We start from the raw sequence: 17105 nt of genomic DNA on the forward strand, positions 1-17105 counted from the left end.
AACAGCCAGCCAACGGCAAAAGCTGGTGCTGGTGGGCAACGGCATGGCCGGGGTGCGCACGCTCGAAGAGCTGCTCAAGCTCGCGCCCGATCTGTACGACATCACCGTCTTTGGCACCGAGCCGCACCCCAACTACAACCGCATCCTGCTCTCGCCGGTGCTGGCCGGCGAGCAGACGCCGGACCAAATCGTCCTGAACGACTGGGACTGGTACCGCCAGCATGGCATCACGCTGCACGCCGGCTGGAGCGTGACCGAGGTGGACCGCACCCGGCGCCTGGTCCATGCCAGCGGGCCTGACGGGGCCACGCAGTCGGCCCCCTACGACCGGCTGATTCTGGCCACCGGCTCCAACGCCTTCATGCTGCCCATTCCCGGCCGGGAGCTGCCCGGTGTGCTCGCCTACCGCGACCTGGCCGACACCCAGGCCATGATCGCGGCCGCCACGCAATACCCGCAAGCGGTGGTGATTGGCGGCGGGCTGCTGGGGCTGGAAGCGGCCAACGGGCTGATGAAGCGCGGCATGGACGTGACCGTGGTGCACGTGGCCCCGTGGCTGATGGAGCGCCAGCTCGACCAGCGCGCCGCCGAGCTGTTGCAGCGCTCGCTGCAAGCGCGCGGCCTCAAATTCCTGCTCGGGGCCCAGACCGAGGCCCTGCTGGCCGGTGCCGATGGCCGCGTGGCCGCCGTGCGCTTCAAGGCCGGCAGCGCGCCCGAGCCGGAAATCCCGGCCCAGCTCGTGGTGATGGCGGTGGGCATCCGCCCCAACACCGCGCTGGCCGAGCGCATGCGGCTGCACGTGCAGCGCGGCATCGTGGTCTCGGACACGCTGCAAACCGTGACCGACCCGCGCATCTACGCCGTGGGCGAATGCGCCGCGCACCGGGGCGTGGCCTACGGTCTGGTGGCCCCGCTGTTCGAGCAGGGCAAGGTGCTGGCCAACCACCTGGCGCAGCACGGCATCGCCCGCTACAGCGGCAGCGTGACCTCGACCAAGCTCAAGGTCACGGGCATCGACCTGTTCAGCGCCGGCAACTACCTGGGCGGCCCCGGCTGCGAGGAAATCGTGCTCAGCGACCCGACCGCCCCCAGCGGCGGCGTCTATAAAAAACTGGTGCTGCAAGACGACAAACTGGTCGGCGCCTGCCTCTATGGCGACACGGTCGATGGCAGTTGGTATTTCAAGCTGCTGCGCGCGGGCCGCCCGGTGGCCGACATCCGCGACAAGCTCATGTTTGGCGAGAGCAATCTGGGCGATGCCGGGCACCAGGGGCACCAAAAGGCGGCCCAAATGGCCGACAGCGACGAGGTTTGCGGCTGCAACGGCGTCAGCAAAGGGGCCATCTGCAAGGCCATCAAGCGCCAGGGCCTGTTCACCCTCGACGAAGTGCGCAAACACACCAAGGCCAGCGCCAGTTGCGGCAGTTGCACCGGCCTGGTGGAGCAAATCCTGATGTTCAGCGCCGGTGGCGACTACTCGGCCACGCCCCAGAAAAAAGCCCTGTGCGGCTGCACCGAGCACAGCCACCAGCAGGTGCGCGACGCCATCCGCGAGCGCAAGCTGCTGCGCATTGCTGACGTGTTCCAGGCGCTGGACTGGCGCAACCCGAGCGGCTGCGCCACCTGCCGCCCGGCCCTCAACTACTACCTCATCAGCACCTGGCCCAAAGAGGCCCGCGACGACCCGCAAAGCCGCTTCATCAACGAGCGCAGCCACGCCAACATCCAGAAAGACGGCACCTATTCGGTGATCCCGCGCATGTGGGGCGGCGAGACCACGGCCGACGAGCTGCGCCGCATCGCCAACGCGGTGGACAAGTACCAAATCCCCACCGTCAAGGTCACCGGCGGCCAGCGCATCGACTTGCTGGGCGTAAAAAAAGAGGACCTGATCAGCGTCTGGAAAGACATCGGCATGCCCAGCGGCCACGCCTACGCCAAGGCGCTGCGCACGGTCAAAACCTGCGTCGGCTCCGAGTGGTGCCGCATGGGTACGCAAGACAGCACCCAGATGGGCAAAGACCTGGAGCGCGCCTTCTTTGGCATGTACGCGCCGCACAAGGTCAAGTTTGCCGTCAGCGGCTGCCCGCGCAACTGCGCCGAGGCCGGCATCAAGGACGTGGGCATCATCGGCGTCGAGAGCGGCTGGGAGATGCACATCGCTGGCAATGGTGGCATCAAGACCGAAGTGGCGCACTTTTTTTGCAAGCTCAAAAGCGCTGCCGAGGTGCTGGAAACCACCGGCGCCTTCATGCAGCTCTACCGGCTCGAAGGCTGGTATCTGGAGCGCACGGTGCACTTCGTGAGCCGGGTCGGGCTGGACTACGTGAAGCAGCGCATCCTCGACGACCCGGCCGGCCGCCAGGCGCTGTGGCAGCAGTTGCAGTTTGCGCTCGACGGCGAGCCCGACCCTTGGTTTGAACACGAGCGGGCGCAAGTCGATCTGCGCCAGTTTCAGGCCCTGAACGCAGAGATGGCCCCAAGCCGGGTGCCGGCCTGATCGCGCACCGGCTTCAAGCACCACCCCTTTACCCCGGAGGCCCCATGACCCACTGGATACCCGTTTGCACCGTAGAAGACATCCCCGCCTTGGGTGCGCGCCGCGTGGCGCGCGAGCACGGGCTGGACGTGGCCGTGTTCAAGGCCGCCGACCAGCGGCTCTTTGCCCTGCTCGACCGCTGCCCGCACAAGGGCGGGCCGCTGAGCCAGGGCATCGTGTTTGGGCACAGCGTGGCGTGCCCGCTGCACAACTGGAACATCGCCCTCGACAGCGGCCAGGCCGCCGCACCCGACCAAGGTCAGACCCCGCGCTTCGCCCTCAAGGTTGAGCACGGACTGGTGTACCTGGACGCCCACGAGCTCGACACGCTGGCTACCGAGGCCAAGCGGCCCCTGGCCGGCCCGGCGGCCCGTCTCGATTGCTCTGGGCCGGCCCGCCGTGCTTGCCCCGGCGCGGCCAGCGGTGCCTGCTAAGCGCAAGCCCATGGCCACCACCCGTTCCACCTGCCCCTATTGCGGCGTCGGCTGCGGCGTGCTGATCGAGCACGAGGGCGGCCAGATCACCGGCGTGCGCGGCGACCCCGAGCACCCGGCCAATTTCGGGCGCTTGTGCAGCAAAGGCTCGACCCTGCACCTGAGCGCCCGCCCCGCCTTGGCGCAAGCCACCCGGCTGCTGCATCCGCAGTGGCGCAGCGCGCGCGGCGGCCCCACCCAGGCGCTGGACTGGAAGCAGGCGCTCGATCTGGCGGCCAGCCGCATCGCCCAAACCGTGCAGCAGCACGGCCCCGACGCCGTGGGCGTGTACGTCAGCGGCCAGTTGCTGACCGAGGACTACTACGTCTTCAACAAGCTGGTCAAAGGGGTGCTGGGCAGCAACCAGATCGACTCCAATTCGCGCCTGTGCATGAGCAGCGCCGTGGCCGGCTACAAACTCACCCTGGGGGCCGACGCGCCGCCGCCCTGCTACGAGGACCTGGGGCTGGCGCAAACGCTGTTCATCATCGGCAGCAACACGGCCTGGGCGCACCCGGTGCTGTTCAGGCGCATCGAAGACGCGCGCGCGGCGCGGCCGGATCTGCGCCTGATCGTCGCCGACCCGCGCCGCACCGACACCGCCGCCAGCGCCGACCTGCACCTACCGCTGCAACCCGGCACCGACGTGGCGCTGCTGCACGGCCTGCTGCACATCATGCTCTGGGAGGGCTGGCTCGACCCGGCTTACATCGCCGCCCACACCAGCGGCTTCGAGGCCCTGAAGGCGATCTTGCGCGAGCACACCCCCGCCCACACCGCGCACCTGTGTGGCCTGCAACAGGCCGACCTCTACACCGCGGCGCGCTGGATCGCCGGCCTCGACAGCCCCGCCCAAGATGGGCCCCCGGCCCCGACTGCCCCGCTTTTTAGCGGGCGCGATGGCCGGCTGCGCCGCCCCACCCTGAGCCTGTACTGCCAGGGTCTGAACCAGAGCAGCAACGGCAGCGCCAACAACGCGGCCCTGATCCACCTGCACCTGGCCACCGGGCAGATTGGCCACCCCGGTGCCGGCCCCCTGAGCCTGACCGGCCAGCCCAACGCCATGGGCGGGCGCGAAGTGGGCGCCATGGCCAACCTGCTCAGCGCCCACCGCGATCTGGCCAACCCCACGCACCGGGCCGAAGTGGCGCAACTGTGGGGGGTGCCCAGCGTACCCGGGCAGCCGGGGCGCAGCGCGGTCCAGATGTTCCAGGCGGCGGCCGAGGGCGAAGTCAAGCTGCTGTGGATCGCCTGCACCAACCCGGCCCAAAGCCTGCCCGACCAGAGCACGGTGCGGCGGGCGCTGGAGCGGGCCGAATTCGTCATCGTGCAAGAGGCTTTTGCCCACACCGCCAGCACCGCCTACGCCGACCTGCTGCTGCCCGCCACCACCTGGGGCGAAAAGGAAGGCACCGTCAGCAACAGCGAGCGGTGCATCAGCCGCGTGCGCCGCGCCGTGCCGGCCCCGCTGCACCCCGACCATGCGCTCGACGGCCCCCGGCCCGACTGGGTCATCGCGCGCGATGTGGCCCAGCGCCTAGAGGCCCTGCTGCACCCGCAGCCCGATGCACCGCGGCGCATCCACTTCGACTACCCCACGCCCGAGGCGGTGTGGAACGAACACCGCCAGAGCACCCAGGGCCGCGACCTCGACATCAGCGGCCTCAGCTATGCCCTGCTCGACACCGCCGGGCCGCAGCAGTGGCCCATGCCCGAGGGCCAAAGCCGGGGCCTGGCGCGCCTGTACGCCGACGGCCGTTTTCCCACTTCCGACGGCAAGGCGCGTTTTGTGGCCCTGCCCTACCGGGCGCCAGCCGAGGCACGCGACGCCAGCTACCCGCTGGCCTTGAACACCGGCCGGCTGCGCGACCAGTGGCACGGCATGAGCCGCACCGGCCTGCTGGGCCGCCTGTTTGGCCATGCACCGGAGCCGGTGCTGCACATGCACCCGCAGGACATGGCGCGGCGCCGGCTGCGCGAAGGGGAGCTGGTCAGCGTGCAAAGCGCGCGCGGGCGCATCGTGCTGCCGCTGCAAGCCGCGCCCGATCTGGGGCTGGGGCAGGTGTATTTGCCCATGCACTGGGGTTCGGATTGTTTAAGCGGGCGCAGCCCCGAAGGCTTGGCGCTGCTGGGCGTCAATGCCCTGACCACACCGGCCTGCTGCCCCACATCCCAGCAACCCGAACTCAAACACGCCGCCGTGCGGGTCGAACCGGCGCACCTGCCTTGGACGCTCATCGCCATGGCCTGGTTGCCCGAAGGCGAAGCGGCGCAAACCCGGGCCTGGCTGTCGGGGCAACTGAGCCAGTTCGACTTTGCCACCTGCGTGCCCTTTGGCCGCCACGAGGAACAAGGGCGCACAGGCGTGCTGCTGCGCGCCGCCTGCCTGCAAGCCCCCGACCCCGCACTGCTCGACGCCGTGGCCGCGCGCCTAGGCCTGAACACCCCCAACACCCTGTGCTACCGCGACCCCCGGCGCGGCCAGATGCGGGCGCTGCGCCTGCTGCGCCGCAGCCCCGAGTCCGAGGCCCAACTCGATGCCCTGCTGCTGGCCAGCGACGTGCGCTCGGCCGCCTGGCTTGAGGTGCTGCTGCAGGAAGAGCGCCCCACCTCGGCCAGCGGACAACAACTGCTGCTGCCCAGCGCGGCCGCGCCCACGGCCAGCGGGCCATCCAGCCGCAGCCCCCAAGTCTGCGCCTGCCTCGATGTGAGCGAGCAGGCCATCACCCTGCACCTAGCCCGCAGCCCGGGCAGCCCCAGCCAGCGGCTGGCGCAGCTGCAAAGCACGCTGCAATGCGGCACCCAGTGCGGCTCCTGCATCCCGCAGCTCAAGCGCCTGTTACAAAGCGTGGCCGCGCCCGCGATGGCTGCCAACACGCAAATCGCTTAATAGCGAAAAGTCATGACTACGCTGGCACAATCGACCAAATGAGCATCAAAGAGCACCTAAAAAAGATAGGACGCGGCAAAGACGGAGCCCGCGCCCTTAGCCGTGCGCAGGCCGCCGACCTGCTCGGGCAGGTGCTCGATGGGGCCGTGAGCGATCTCGAAATCGGCGCCTTCTGCATCGCCATGCGCGTAAAAGGCGAGACCGCCGAAGAAATGGCCGGCTTCCTCGACGCGCTGGAGCCGCGCCTTCAGCGCTGGAGCGCTCCCGCCCACAGCCCCTTGCCCAGCGTGGTGCTGCCCAGCTACAACGGCGCACGCAAGCTGCCGGTGCTCACCCCGTTGCTGGCGGGTTTGCTGGCACAAACGGGCCTCGCGGTGCTCTGGCACGGCTGCGCCACCGAAGACGCGCGCGCCCACCCCGAGGCCATCCTGCCCGCGCTCGATGCGGCCGGCTTGCTCAGCCCCGAGCTGCAGCCCGGCCGCGTCTGCTGGGTGCCCACACATCGCCTGCAGCCGGGACTGCAACGCCTGCTGGACGTGCGCCGCAGCGTGGGCTTGCGCAACAGCGCGCACAGCCTTGTCAAGCTCATGAACCCGGTCGCTGGGCCGGCCCTGTTGCTGAGCAGCTACACCCACAGCGAATACCTGCACAGCATGAGCGCCACGCTGGCGCTGACCGGAGCCAACGCCCTGCTGCTGCGCGGCACCGAAGGCGAGCCCGTGGCCGACGCGCGGCGCTGCCCGGCCATGGACGCCTTTGTCGCCGGGCACAGTTGGCGCATCCAGGAAGCCCCGAGCGGCCCACTGGCCCCTGTGGCCGATTTGCCCACGCCCGATGCCGAGGCCACCCGGAACTGGACCGCCGCCGCCTTGCAGGGCCAGCGCGCCATTCCCGAGCCGATCGCAACCCAAGTGCGCCACACGCTGGAACTGGCGCGCCGGATCGCCTCCGGCCAAATCCCCCCACCGCCCCATCCGAGCACCCCATGAACACCCTGCCCTCCCCAGCCCGCACCTTGAGCCGCGCATCTGGCGCGGCCCCTAGCCCGATCGTGGGCCGCTGCACCTTGGTCGGAGCCGGACCGGGCGACCCGGAACTGCTCACCCTCAAGGCGGCCCGCGCCATCGCCCGCGCCACGCTGCTGCTGGTCGATGACCTGGTGAGCGACGACATCGTGGCGCTGGCGGCACCCAGCGCGCGCGTGATCCACGTGGGCAAACGCGGCGGCTGCCGCTCCACGCCACAGTCCTTCATCGAAAAACTGATGATCCAGGCCGTGCGCGAGGGCGAGCAGGTGGTGCGCCTCAAGGGCGGCGACCCCTTTGTGTTTGGCCGTGGCGGCGAGGAAGTGGAGCACCTGCGTGCCGCCGGCATCGAGGTCGAAGTGATCAACGGCATCACCGCTGGCCTGGCGGCGGTGACGGCGCTCGGGGCACCGCTGACGCACCGCGACCACGCGCACGGGGTGGTGTTCATCACCGGCCACGCCAAACCCGGCAGCGGCGGCCCAGACTGGCGTGCGTTGGCCCACACCTGCCACGCCGCGCGCCTGACGCTGGTGATCTACATGGGCGTGCAGGCGGCGGCGCAAATCCAGGCCGAGCTGCTCAGCGGCTTGCCGGCCAGCACCCCGGTGGCGCTGGTGCAGCACGCCACCCTGGCGCAGCAGCGCCACGCGCTGTGCGAATTGCAGCACCTGCACCGCACGCTGGAGCGCGAAGGGCTGGGCAGCCCGGCGGTGATCGTGGTGGGCGAGGTGCTGCAAGGTTTGCTAGCGCTTGCGCAAACGGCACAGAGCCGGGCGGCCTGAGGGGTCGGACCACCAAAAAACGCAAGATTCAGTCACCATCGCTGAACAGCATTACCGCGTGCGCCCGCTCGACCTGCGGCGTCTAGACCATGAAGACATCGAGGCGTGGATACTGGAGCAGGCCACCCCAGCCAGGGCGGCAACCTTGACCTAGGTGCGCTTTGACGCCGCTGCCGTGGCTAGTGGGCTGCGCGTGGTGGCGTGACCTGTAAAGCACAGATGTTCACGTTATGATACTCACCATGCGCCACAAAGGGCTGGAGCAGTTTTTCCGCACGGGCAGCCTGGCAGGCCAAGCGGCTGCGCGAGTTGCTGACCGCACTCAACGTAGCCCAAGGCCCGCAAGACCTGAACCGGCCATCGTGGCGCTTGCACGGCCTGAGCGGCGACCGCGCCGGTTTCCATGCCCTGACCGTGCAGGCCAATTGGCGCTTGACCTTTCGCTTCGTCGGCACCGACGTAGAACTGCTGGACTATCTGGACTATCGCTGAAGGAGCCGCCACCATGGACATGAACAACCCGGCCACACCCGGCGAACTGCTGGCGGGCTGGCTGAGCGACCTAGGCGTGAGCGTGACCGACTTTGCTGCCCATGTGGGCATTAGCCGCATCATGCTTTCGCGGCTGCTGCACGGGCACGCCGGTTTCAGTGCCGATATGGATCTGCGCTTGGCCGAAGCGCTGGGCACCTCACCCGGTTTCTGGCTGGCCCTGCAAGCGCAGCGCGATCTGTGGGCCGCTGCAGAGCGCGCCAAGCAGCGCAAGCGCATTGAGCGCATGGAGCAGGATGCCGAGGCTGCCGCTACAGCAGTGGGGCAGTGACCCCATGAAGCCGCTGCACGCCCTCAAAGCCAAACTGCTGGCAAACCCGGCAGTGCGCGCCGAATATGATGCCATGGCCGCCGCTGCTGACTTGGTGGCTTAGGCTGCCCGGTCAAAAGCCCTAGAATCCTGCGGGAGGCGGTTGTTTCCAATGGGAATGGTTAGCGGAGTAATCGGCCCGCCCGCGCCGCAAATCGTCCCGAAGAAACAACCTTTCTTCATAACCGGAAGTTTTTATCTACGCGCCTCTTAAGGGTGTTTCTTGAGAGGCAATGCGCAAGCTGACCCTACACAACTGGGCGCTGGGCATGCTTGCGGATCAGGCCGCTGACGTGTTGACAGTAGTGGGCGTATTCGGTGGCAGAATCGCCCCACATCGGCCACAACCAAGCCAAGTCTGTGTACAGATGGCAAGTGTCTTTCATGGCTCTAGTCATGCTCACTAGAGACTTTAGCAGGCGGGCTGGGGGCCTTAGGGTACTTCGGGGTATATAACCCCGCTGCCCAAACGAGATCGCAGGGCTGGACGAAGGCCCGCAAGTCTGGTGGAACTGCGAACCCTCGCCTATGGCCCCGTCAATCCGGTCGGCCAACTCGGGTGCCTGCAGCGGGTAAATGTCCACTTCCATGGAAACGTTGAACACGTCTTCGGGGCGGGGCACAGGGCCCAGCATAGACTGGCTGCCGACGATCACAAACTCGTCCTGATTCGTGATGTCGCCGCTGGCGTGCGCTGGCACGAATGATGTGTTCAAGTTCTTCCTGCGTCATGGCTTTTCCTGCACGCTGCCCTCATCGCCAGGGTTGCTCAGGGCGCCGCCCATCACGACACCAGCCTTGAGGTCTCTCACTTGTTGCAGGATACGCTGGCGCACCTCTTCAGGCACAACCGTCACGAGCGGGGAGGCTTGTCGCAGCTGCGCGCATGCCGTGGCCATCGACGGCCGCCTCGCGGCGATGGTCGCGGACGCCGACCGGCTCACAATCCCGGTTCGGTCGAAGCCGTGCGGGCGCTGCACGCGCTGGGCCTGCTGCTGTCGCCGATGTTCGCAGCGGCTGCGATGGCGCTGTCGAGCATCTTCATGCTCGGCAACGCGCTGCGCCTGCGCCGCTTCGGCGCCGCCGCCCAACGGTGCGCAGCGGGCTGTTGCCGGACCCGGCGCGGTTCAGCGGGCACACCAATACCGAGCGGTTTCCAATAAAGACCACACCGTCGCAAGCAAATGCTGAACAGTTCATCATTGCAATGTGCAAAACGAACCATACGGCGCACTACCGCAAACGCAAGCCCTGCAATGCGGCTGTGAACCCGACCACCGTCCAGGGTGGCCGGCTGACCGTGGCCACCGGCGGTGGCAATGTGACCGTCAACGGCGCGCGCGTCACCGCCACCGACATCGCCGCGAGCAACGGTGTCATCCACGTCATCGACACCGTCGTCATGCCGCGCTGAGCCGCTGCGTCGCGAGGCTCCCCTGAGGCTCGGCTTGCTCCTGCCAGCAGCGATGCGTTGCGGCGCCATGTCTGCGCGGGCCTCGGTTGCTTGGGTTTTGGCGCTGGTGGTGCTGCTGCTGGCAGGCGGCTGCTCGGCCGCTCCGCCCGGTCCGGCGCCAGCCGCTGCGGCGCACCAGCAGACCCCCGAGGCACCGACGCTGCGCCTGCTGATCGTCGGCGACAGCACCGCTGTCGGCACTGGCGCCAGCAGTCCTGCCCAGAGCCTGGCCGGGCATATCGGGCGCGAGCACCCGCGGCTGCTGATCGAGAACCGCGGACGCACCGGCGCACGCTTTGCCGACGTGCTCGCGCAGCTTGCCCCTGCCGGCCGCTTCGACGTCGTGCTGATCCTCGCTGGCGGCAACGACGTCATCCGCCGCACACCGCACGATGAACTCGCCCGCGCGATTGACGCCACGCTGGCGCAGGCCGCCACGCTGGCGCCTGCCGTGATCGTGATGCCGGCCGGCAACGTCGGCAACGCCCGCCTGCTCTTTGCGCCCCTCTCTGGCTGGATGACGCAGCGATCGCGCGAGCTGCAGGCGCTGGTGCGCGCGGCCGCCCTGCGCCACGGCGCCGCGCAGGTCGACCTGTTTCGCGAGCGCGATCGAGACCCCTTCGTCCTCCAACCCGAGCTGACCGCAGGCGACGGCCTGCACCCGAGCGACGCCGGCTACCGGCTCTGGCACGCGGAACTGCTGGCCCAAACCGACTTGGGCCGCCTGCTGGCGCCGGCCCGCTGAGCCACGACCGGCCACACCGCCGAGCCCCACTCCGCCAAGGACGCGTCAGGCCCCGGCGCGCACACCGGCCCGCGGGTCGCGCCGGCTGGCGGTCTTGTCAGCACGCTCACGGCAAGCGGGCGGGAGGTGCGGCCGCACCGGCCGGCGCCTCGAAGCAAAACCTCAGCCCGGCGTGCGCCTCGAGCCGGCGCACGAGCGCGAGGCCGAGCGCGGCGCCCGGGGTCCACACGCCCCCGGGCGTGGCGTCGCGACCCACGTCGTGCAGCAGGGCGAGCGCGGCTTCGGTGACCATCCGGCTCGTCGAGCCATAGCCCGGGTCGCGGTCGCCGCTGACGATCACGCTGGCGCGCTCGCCGGCGGGCGTCTGGCCGGTGAAGCTGAGCTCGAAGCACCCGGCCTCGCGGGCCGCGCGGCTGGGTCCCTGACCCGGCTGCGGCAGCAGCCAGCGGCCGACCAGCGCGCGCGCCGGCGCGCAGCGCAACACGGCCTCGAACAGCCGCGCGCGCTGCGCCTGCGCGAGCGCGCGCCCCCGCCCCAGCCCGCCGCTGCCGGCGATTTGGCGCTCGTCGTAGCGGAAGTCCGCACCCCAGGGGTGACCGCGCAGCGCATGCGTGCGGTGCACGTTCTTGGTGTTGATCGGCGCCATCACGAACGGGCCGCACCAGGCGCCGGCCCAGTCGTCCCAGCCGGCCCCCAGCGCGGGCTGCGGCGGCCCAATGAAGCCCGGCGTCAGCGCGAACGGGTCGGCCATCACCGCGGCCAGCGCCGGCTCGCGCGCGATGGCCTCGACGGTGGCCAGCGCGCTGGCCACGGTACCGCCCGAGAACGTGCCTTTCATCACCCGCACGCGGGCACGCACCTCGCGCGCCGTCGCCCCGCTGTGCTGCTGCAAGCCTTGCTGCAGCACCAAGACCCCGAGGTCGAACGGGACCGAGTCGAAACCGCACGAGAACACGATGCGCGCGCCGCTGCGCACGGCCAACGGCTGCAGCCGCCTGATCATGCGCGCCATCCACAGCGGCTCGCCGCAGAGGTCGACGTAGTCGGTGCCGGCCTCGGCGCAGGCGGTGACCAGGGCTTCGCCGTGGCGTTGGTAAGGCCCGACCGTCGTGATCACGACGCGGGCGCGTCGCACCAGGCTCGCCAGCGCCGCCGCGTCGTGCGCGTCGGCGCCCAGCAGCGGCAGCGCCGGCCCGGCACCGATCGCGTCGCGCACGGCGGCCAGCCGCGCGGGCTGCCGGCCGGCCAGCGCCCAGCGCAGCCCGGGCTCGCGCGCGCCCTGTCCTTGGGTCGCGGCCTGCAAGACCTCGGCCACCAGCCGGCCGGTGTAGCCGCTCGCGCCAAAGAGCACGAGGTCGTAGGGGCGTTCGTCGACAGTCATGGTGGCTGGGGCTGTGGCGCGGCGCCGCGCCGGACCAGGTGCGCAGGGGCGACGGTACGCGCAGGGTCGCCGCGGCGAAGACCCGGCAACGTGTCGAGCCCCACCAGGCGCACCACCGAACCCTCGCGGCAACCGCGGGCCACCGTGATTGGCTTGCGGCGCGAGGGCGCGGCGCAGAAATCCACGCCGAGCAGGGGCACGCAGGCGCTGCTTTTCATTGGCCAAGATTCTAGCGGCCAGGGCGAGCGTGCTCTGGCTGGCCGGGCAAAGAGACACGCGGAAACCCAACCAGTTCCGGATTCCCAGCGATGTGGCTCTTAGTCAAGATCGATTCCTGAGTACCCCAAGGTGCCCATTTCTGGCCCCTTCGATGCTGGTTGCTCTGCCGCGCGGCTTCGGCTTCGAGGCCGGCCTGCCCGAACTTCGTAGAACGAAGCAGGCGCCTCAAGCTTGCTTTCCTGCACGGCCCCGGCCATAATCTTTGGTAATGCCGCAGCGCTCCAAGGCCCCAGCACCCTGCTCCACAGCGCCTAAGCTGCGGCTCAACTCGGTCAAGCCTTGCAGCCGCTTTTTTACCTCAAAGTTAAGCCCCAAGGCCACAAATGTCACAATCCTCTGCAGCAAGACAAGGCCTCGGCCTCGCGGCTTGGCTCTTGGCCAGTTTCGTCGCTGCTGCAGTCGGGGGCTTGGCCTCAATCAATGCGGCCGGGTTCTATGGGCAGTTGCTTCAGCCCGCATGGGCGCCTCCGGCGTGGCTGTTCGGACCTGTATGGTCCGTCTTGTTCGTGCTCATGGGCACGTCAGCTTGGCTCGTTTGGCGCAGGAAGGGTTTCAGCGGTGCGGGCACAGCCCTAAAGCTATACCTCGCACAGCTTGTCGCCAACGCCCTTTGGTCATGGCTCTTCTTCGCTTGGCATCAGGGTGGCTTGGCACTTGCCGGGATTGCGCTGCTGTGGCTGCTGATCGCGGGAACAATCGCCGCGTTCTGGCGGCATCACCAAGCTGCGGCGCTGCTGCTGCTGCCGTACTTGGCTTGGGTGAGCTTTGCCGCTGCGTTGAACTATTCGCTATGGCAGATGAATCCAGCCGTTCTGGGTTGAGCCTGCCGCAAGTGGCGTCTAAAGCAGCATCCTTATCTACCGCGCGCCTAAGCAGCGGTTCAACCAAGGCGAGCCTTGCAGCCCGCCGGTTAACCTCAACGCCAGGCGCCTCACGTAAAACCGCCCCCCGCCCATGCACATCGCCCTCCTCACGCTCTAGGGTTTCAAGGAACTGGATTCACTCATTGCCTTGGGCGCACTCAAGCGAGTCAAGACGTCCGGCCGGCGGGTGATGCGCCGGCCTGCGGCTCAGCCCGCTTTAACGCAAACCCCCAAACACGCGTTGCAGGATTTGGCTCCCCGTACCCACTGGGTCTTGGCGTATTTTGCGCTCTTCTTCGCCTATCGTGAGATAAATGCCGTCTAGCGCCCGGTCGGTCACGTATTGCTGCAGATTCGCATCTTGTGGCCTGACCAGACCAAAGCGCGCGGCACGGCCTGCGACGTCGTTGTATCGCTGCGCCAGTTCGACCCGTTCCGTGGCGCGCGTCACAATCGGCAGGAACCGGGTGCTCAGGGGCGCGCGGGTGCGCTCGGAGAAAAAATTCGTGGCGGCGGTATCACCGCCTGTCAGAATCCGTCTCGCGTCGTCGATGGTCATCGTGCGTATGGCCTGCAGCAAAAGATTGCGCGCTTCCGGCGTCGCTTGCTCAGCCGCCCGGTTCATCGCCGTTTCAAGTGCGTCCACACGGCCGCCCTGCCCCATGCGCCGCAGCAGATCAGCAAGGTCGTTCAGCGCCCCCGGAAGGGGTATCCGAACCTTCGGATTGCCCAGAAAGCCATCGGGCCGACCCAGCAAACGCACCGCCGACTCGGCGCCACGCTCCAGCGCTGCGCGCAGACCCGCGCTGGCATCTGCTGCAGACAGCCGCTGCCCCTGCGCCTGGAGGTTTGATAGGGGCACCAAAGACAGCAACAGCACGATCTGCCGTCGATTCAGGATCGGATTGTTGGGCATGGACGTTCCTCTTGTCGCGTCAGGGGGGCTGTGGGACGGTTGCCCGGGGGGGCTTGCTTGCCACCGGCGCCTCCAACCCGCGCCCTGCTTGCTGCGTTGATGGTAGCGGCAACCCAGCGCATGTCAAGACCTTGCAAAAACACCCTCTAAAATCGTGCAAATCTGTAAAATTTCACACAATTGCCGCACCCCGGACAAGCGCCGTCAAAGGAACACCACATGAGGCATGCCGAGAGACACAGGACGGGGCGGATCGGCTGGCTTCGGGCGGCGGTGCTTGGCGCCAATGACGGCATCGTCTCGACCGCCAGCCTGGTCTTGGGCGTGGCTGCTGCGGGGGCTGATTCACGGGCCATCATGCTCACGGGCGTTGCGGGCCTCGTCGCTGGGGCCTTGTCGATGGCTGCCGGTGAGTACGTTTCGGTCAGTTCACAGGCCGATACCGAACGCGCGGAACTGGCCCGCGAGAGCCGAGAATTGGCTGCCGGCCCCGAACAAGAACAAGCGGAGCTGGCGGCGATTTACGTCAAGCGCGGGCTAGACCCGGCACTGGCCACCACCGTGGCCAGTCAGTTGATGCGGCATGATGCGCTGGGTGCGCACGCGCGCGATGAGTTGGGCATCACCGCCACCATGGCGGCGCGTCCGATTCAGGCCGCGCTGGCTAGCGTCGGCGCATTTTCGGCAGGCGCGGCCCTACCACTGCTGATCGTCATGCTGTTTCCGACTGCGGCGCTGATGTGGGCTGTTGCGGGCGCTTCGTTGGTGTTTCTTGCTCTGTTGGGTTCGCTGTCCGCCAAGGCAGGCGGTGCCCCGGTGCTGGTTGCCGCCTCTCGCGTCACGTTTTGGGGCGCCTTGGCCATGGCCTTGACCGCTGGGGTGGGCGCGCTTTTTGGGTTGGCGGTTTGATTGTCTGGTTGCGCTGGCGCCGACCGGCGCTGATCAGGCGCAAAAAACAAAAAACCGCAAGCTAAACGCATTGCGGTTTTTGAATATTTACGATACTGGCGGAGCGGACGGGGCTCGAACCCGCGACCCCCGGCGTGACAGGCCGGTATTCTAACCAACTGAACTACCGCTCCGTGCGGTTGGCGACCCTACGGGGATTCGAACCCCGGTACTCACCGTGAAAGGGTGATGTCCTAGGCCTCTAGACGATAGGGTCAAACCTAGAAAACTTCTGCTTGCACTTGCCTGTTGCAGCTCGCCTTGGTGGAGGTAAGCGGGATCGAACCGCTGACCTCTTGCATGCCATGCAAGCGCTCTCCCAGCTGAGCTATACCCCCATGTGGAGAAACTGCAACCGCTGCACACCGAACTTCGCTTATCGCTCTTCCCGATGTGCATCAGCAAGACTCGAATTATAGACAGGTTTTTAGGCCTTTTGCAAGGCGCGCAAAACTTTTTCGCGCAGCTGCAATGCCAGCACGGCGTCGAGCGAGGGCGTGTTGGGGGTGCCCATGAGCAGCACGCGCACGGGTATGGCCAGTTGCGGCATTTTGATGCCCTGTGCCGCCAGCACGCTTTTAAGCGCGGCCGCGATGCCGGTGCGGCTCCACTCGCACTGCGCCAGCGCCTCGGCCAAGGCCGCCAGCGCCGGCCGCTGCGCCGCCACGCCGTGCTCGGTCAGGGCGTCGGCCGGCACGTCGGCGTCGCGGTAAAACAGGGCGGCCCAGTCGGCCAGCGCCACGGTGGTGTCGCAGCGGTCTTTGAACAGGGCGCAGATGGCGGGCAGGCGCTCGTCGGCCTGCAAGCCGCGCCGCCCCAGTTGCTCGGCCACCAGCGGGGCTAGGTCGGAGTCGGGCAGTGCCTTGAGGTGCTGGGCGTTGACCCAACGCAGCTTGGCTTCGTCGAACTGCGCCGCGCTGCGCCCGAGGTGGTCGAGGTCGAACCACTGCAAAAACTGCTGGCGGCTAAAGATTTCGTCGTCGCCGTGGCTCCAGCCCAGCCGCGCCAGGTAGTTGAGCAGGGCATCGGGCAGGTAGCCTTCGTCGCGGTACTGCGTCACCGGCTTGGCGCCGTTGCGCTTGCTCATCTTCTCGCCCTGCTCGTTGAGCACGGTGGGCAGGTGCGCATAGACCGGTGGCTCGTGCCCGAGGGCGCGCAGGATGTTGATCTGGCGCGGGGTGTTGTTGATGTGGTCGTCGCCGCGTATCACGTGCGTGATGCGCATGTCGATGTCATCGACGACCACGCAAAAGTTGTAGGTCGGCACGCCAATGCGCCCGCTGGCCGCCTCACCCGCCTGACCCGCTGCGCCCTCCTCACCTGCCGAAATGGCCGGGGCCGGGCGGGCAATCACGAGGTCGTCGAGTTCGGCGTTGGCGATCTCGATGCGGCCCTTGACCTTGTCGTCCCAGGCCACCACGCCGCCTTGCGGGTTTTTGAAGCGCAGCACCGGCTGCACGCCCTCGGGAATGGGCGGCAAAGCCTTGCCGGGCTCGGGCCGCCAGGTGCCGTCGTAGCGCGGTTTTTCTTTGTTGGCCTGCTGGCGCTCGCGCAACGCGTCGAGCTCGGCCACGCTCATATAGCAGGGGTAGGCCAAGCCGCGCTCCAGCATCTGGGCCAGCACCGCTTGGTAGCGCGCCATGCGCTGCATCTGGTAGTAGGGGCCTTCGTCGAAGTCCAGCCCCAGCCAGTCCATGCCTTGCAAGATCACATCAACCGCCGCTTGGGTAGAGCGCTCCTGGTCGGTGTCTTCGATGCGCAGGATGAAATCGCCGCCGTGGGCACGGGCAAAGGCCCAAGGGTAGATCGCGGAGCGGATGTTACCCAGGTGGATGAAGCCGGTGGGTGATGGGGCAAAGCGGGTGCGGATGCGGGGCGAGGTGCCGCGCTGCTCGGTGTCGGTGGTCGTCATGGGGTCAGCGGCTGGGGGTGTCAGGGGGTGTGAA

At 68.0% G+C, this 17105-nt stretch carries 15 protein-coding genes and 3 tRNA genes; 11 read left to right on the forward strand and 7 right to left on the reverse strand.

Annotated elements, in window-relative coordinates:
• Window positions 1-43: 43 nt before the first annotated feature.
• The 7 genes from nirB to SRAH_RS00540 all read left to right on the forward strand — a co-directional run bounded on the left by nirB (window position 44) and on the right by SRAH_RS00540 (window position 8535).
• Window positions 44-2500 carry a nitrite reductase large subunit NirB gene (gene nirB, locus SRAH_RS00510; RefSeq protein ID WP_045475679.1) on the forward strand — a complete coding sequence of 819 codons (2457 nt, stop codon included), beginning with the start codon at window positions 44-46 and terminating at the stop codon, window positions 2498-2500.
• 44 nt (window positions 2501-2544) lie between these two features.
• Entirely contained in the window at window positions 2545-2973 is a 429-nt protein-coding gene (nirD, locus tag SRAH_RS00515; protein WP_029461409.1) for a nitrite reductase small subunit NirD, read from the forward strand.
• Between the two features lie 10 nt (window positions 2974-2983).
• Entirely contained in the window at window positions 2984-5902 is a 2919-nt protein-coding gene (locus SRAH_RS00520) for a nitrate reductase (RefSeq protein WP_029461410.1), read from the forward strand.
• 38 nt (window positions 5903-5940) lie between these two features.
• On the forward strand, window positions 5941-6891 hold the full coding sequence (ybiB, locus tag SRAH_RS00525; protein WP_045475634.1) for a DNA-binding protein YbiB: 951 nt from the start codon (window positions 5941-5943) through the stop codon (window positions 6889-6891).
• The gene (gene cobA / locus SRAH_RS00530) at window positions 6888-7712 is read left to right on the forward strand and encodes a uroporphyrinogen-III C-methyltransferase (RefSeq protein ID WP_029461412.1); all 825 of its coding nucleotides are present in this window, start codon (window positions 6888-6890) and stop codon (window positions 7710-7712) included. The genes ybiB and cobA overlap by 4 nt, the downstream gene beginning before the upstream one ends.
• Window positions 7713-8021: 309 nt before the next feature.
• Window positions 8022-8204: a type II toxin-antitoxin system RelE/ParE family toxin gene (locus tag SRAH_RS00535; protein WP_369403329.1), complete on the forward strand. Its 183-nt coding sequence runs from the start codon at window positions 8022-8024 to the stop codon at window positions 8202-8204.
• A 13-nt stretch (window positions 8205-8217) separates the two neighbouring features.
• Window positions 8218-8535, forward strand: coding sequence for a HigA family addiction module antitoxin (locus SRAH_RS00540; protein ID WP_045475637.1), 318 nt, complete (start codon window positions 8218-8220; stop codon window positions 8533-8535).
• A 767-nt stretch (window positions 8536-9302) separates the two neighbouring features.
• Here the strand turns inward: SRAH_RS00540 and SRAH_RS12815 are convergent.
• The gene (locus SRAH_RS12815) at window positions 9303-9665 is read right to left on the reverse strand and encodes a hypothetical protein (protein ID WP_029461414.1); all 363 of its coding nucleotides are present in this window, start codon (window positions 9663-9665) and stop codon (window positions 9303-9305) included.
• Between the two features lie 173 nt (window positions 9666-9838).
• Here SRAH_RS12815 and SRAH_RS12820 point away from each other — a divergent pair, with 173 nt between their 5' ends.
• The gene (locus tag SRAH_RS12820; protein ID WP_369403330.1) at window positions 9839-9988 is read left to right on the forward strand and encodes a fasciclin domain-containing protein; all 150 of its coding nucleotides are present in this window, start codon (window positions 9839-9841) and stop codon (window positions 9986-9988) included.
• Between the two features lie 67 nt (window positions 9989-10055).
• Window positions 10056-10772, forward strand: coding sequence for a GDSL-type esterase/lipase family protein (locus SRAH_RS00565; protein ID WP_232840955.1), 717 nt, complete (start codon window positions 10056-10058; stop codon window positions 10770-10772).
• A 106-nt stretch (window positions 10773-10878) separates the two neighbouring features.
• On the opposite strand, the gene SRAH_RS00570 is transcribed toward SRAH_RS00565, so the two are convergent.
• Window positions 10879-12153, reverse strand: coding sequence for a saccharopine dehydrogenase family protein (locus SRAH_RS00570; protein ID WP_045475643.1), 1275 nt, complete (start codon window positions 12151-12153; stop codon window positions 10879-10881).
• A gap of 602 nt (window positions 12154-12755) precedes the next feature.
• Here SRAH_RS00570 and SRAH_RS00580 point away from each other — a divergent pair.
• The gene (locus SRAH_RS00580; RefSeq protein WP_029461419.1) at window positions 12756-13253 is read left to right on the forward strand and encodes a TspO/MBR family protein; all 498 of its coding nucleotides are present in this window, start codon (window positions 12756-12758) and stop codon (window positions 13251-13253) included.
• Window positions 13254-13512: 259 nt separating this feature from the next.
• Here the strand turns inward: SRAH_RS00580 and SRAH_RS00585 are convergent, their stop codons facing one another.
• Window positions 13513-14211 carry a DUF4197 domain-containing protein gene (locus tag SRAH_RS00585; RefSeq protein ID WP_029461420.1) on the reverse strand — a complete coding sequence of 233 codons (699 nt, stop codon included), beginning with the start codon at window positions 14209-14211 and terminating at the stop codon, window positions 13513-13515.
• Between the two features lie 219 nt (window positions 14212-14430).
• On the opposite strand from SRAH_RS00585, the gene SRAH_RS00590 reads away from it, so the two are divergent.
• Window positions 14431-15120 carry a VIT1/CCC1 transporter family protein gene (locus SRAH_RS00590; protein WP_029461421.1) on the forward strand — a complete coding sequence of 230 codons (690 nt, stop codon included), beginning with the start codon at window positions 14431-14433 and terminating at the stop codon, window positions 15118-15120.
• 96 nt (window positions 15121-15216) lie between these two features.
• Here the strand turns inward: SRAH_RS00590 and SRAH_RS00595 are convergent.
• From SRAH_RS00595 to gltX, 4 genes are all read right to left on the reverse strand, one after another.
• A tRNA-Asp gene (locus tag SRAH_RS00595) sits at window positions 15217-15293 on the reverse strand.
• A gap of 7 nt (window positions 15294-15300) precedes the next feature.
• A tRNA-Glu gene (locus SRAH_RS00600) sits at window positions 15301-15376 on the reverse strand.
• A 45-nt stretch (window positions 15377-15421) separates the two neighbouring features.
• Window positions 15422-15497, reverse strand: a tRNA-Ala gene (locus SRAH_RS00605).
• 89 nt (window positions 15498-15586) lie between these two features.
• The gene (gene gltX / locus SRAH_RS00610) at window positions 15587-17071 is read right to left on the reverse strand and encodes a glutamate--tRNA ligase (protein ID WP_029461422.1); all 1485 of its coding nucleotides are present in this window, start codon (window positions 17069-17071) and stop codon (window positions 15587-15589) included.
• Window positions 17072-17105: the final 34 nt, after the last annotated feature.

It is taken from the genome of Serpentinimonas barnesii (genome assembly GCF_000696225.1).
In the GTDB taxonomy this organism is placed as follows: Bacteria; Pseudomonadota; Gammaproteobacteria; order Burkholderiales; family Burkholderiaceae_C; genus Serpentinimonas; species Serpentinimonas barnesii.

Coding starts and splice junctions, on each gene's coding strand:
- nirB (WP_045475679.1), top strand. CDS start 44: ATGGCCGGGGTGCGCACGCTCGAAGAGCTGCTCAAGCTCGCGCCCGAT.
- nirD (WP_029461409.1), top strand. CDS start 2,545: ATGACCCACTGGATACCCGTTTGCACCGTAGAAGACATCCCCGCCTTG.
- SRAH_RS00520 (WP_029461410.1), top strand. CDS start 2,984: ATGGCCACCACCCGTTCCACCTGCCCCTATTGCGGCGTCGGCTGCGGC.
- ybiB (WP_045475634.1), top strand. CDS start 5,941: ATGAGCATCAAAGAGCACCTAAAAAAGATAGGACGCGGCAAAGACGGA.
- cobA (WP_029461412.1), top strand. CDS start 6,888: ATGAACACCCTGCCCTCCCCAGCCCGCACCTTGAGCCGCGCATCTGGC.
- SRAH_RS00540 (WP_045475637.1), top strand. CDS start 8,218: ATGGACATGAACAACCCGGCCACACCCGGCGAACTGCTGGCGGGCTGG.
- SRAH_RS00565 (WP_232840955.1), top strand. CDS start 10,056: ATGTCTGCGCGGGCCTCGGTTGCTTGGGTTTTGGCGCTGGTGGTGCTG.
- SRAH_RS00570 (WP_045475643.1), bottom strand. CDS start 12,153: ATGACTGTCGACGAACGCCCCTACGACCTCGTGCTCTTTGGCGCGAGC.
- SRAH_RS00580 (WP_029461419.1), top strand. CDS start 12,756: ATGTCACAATCCTCTGCAGCAAGACAAGGCCTCGGCCTCGCGGCTTGG.
- SRAH_RS00585 (WP_029461420.1), bottom strand. CDS start 14,211: ATGCCCAACAATCCGATCCTGAATCGACGGCAGATCGTGCTGTTGCTG.
- SRAH_RS00590 (WP_029461421.1), top strand. CDS start 14,431: ATGAGGCATGCCGAGAGACACAGGACGGGGCGGATCGGCTGGCTTCGG.
- gltX (WP_029461422.1), bottom strand. CDS start 17,071: ATGACGACCACCGACACCGAGCAGCGCGGCACCTCGCCCCGCATCCGC.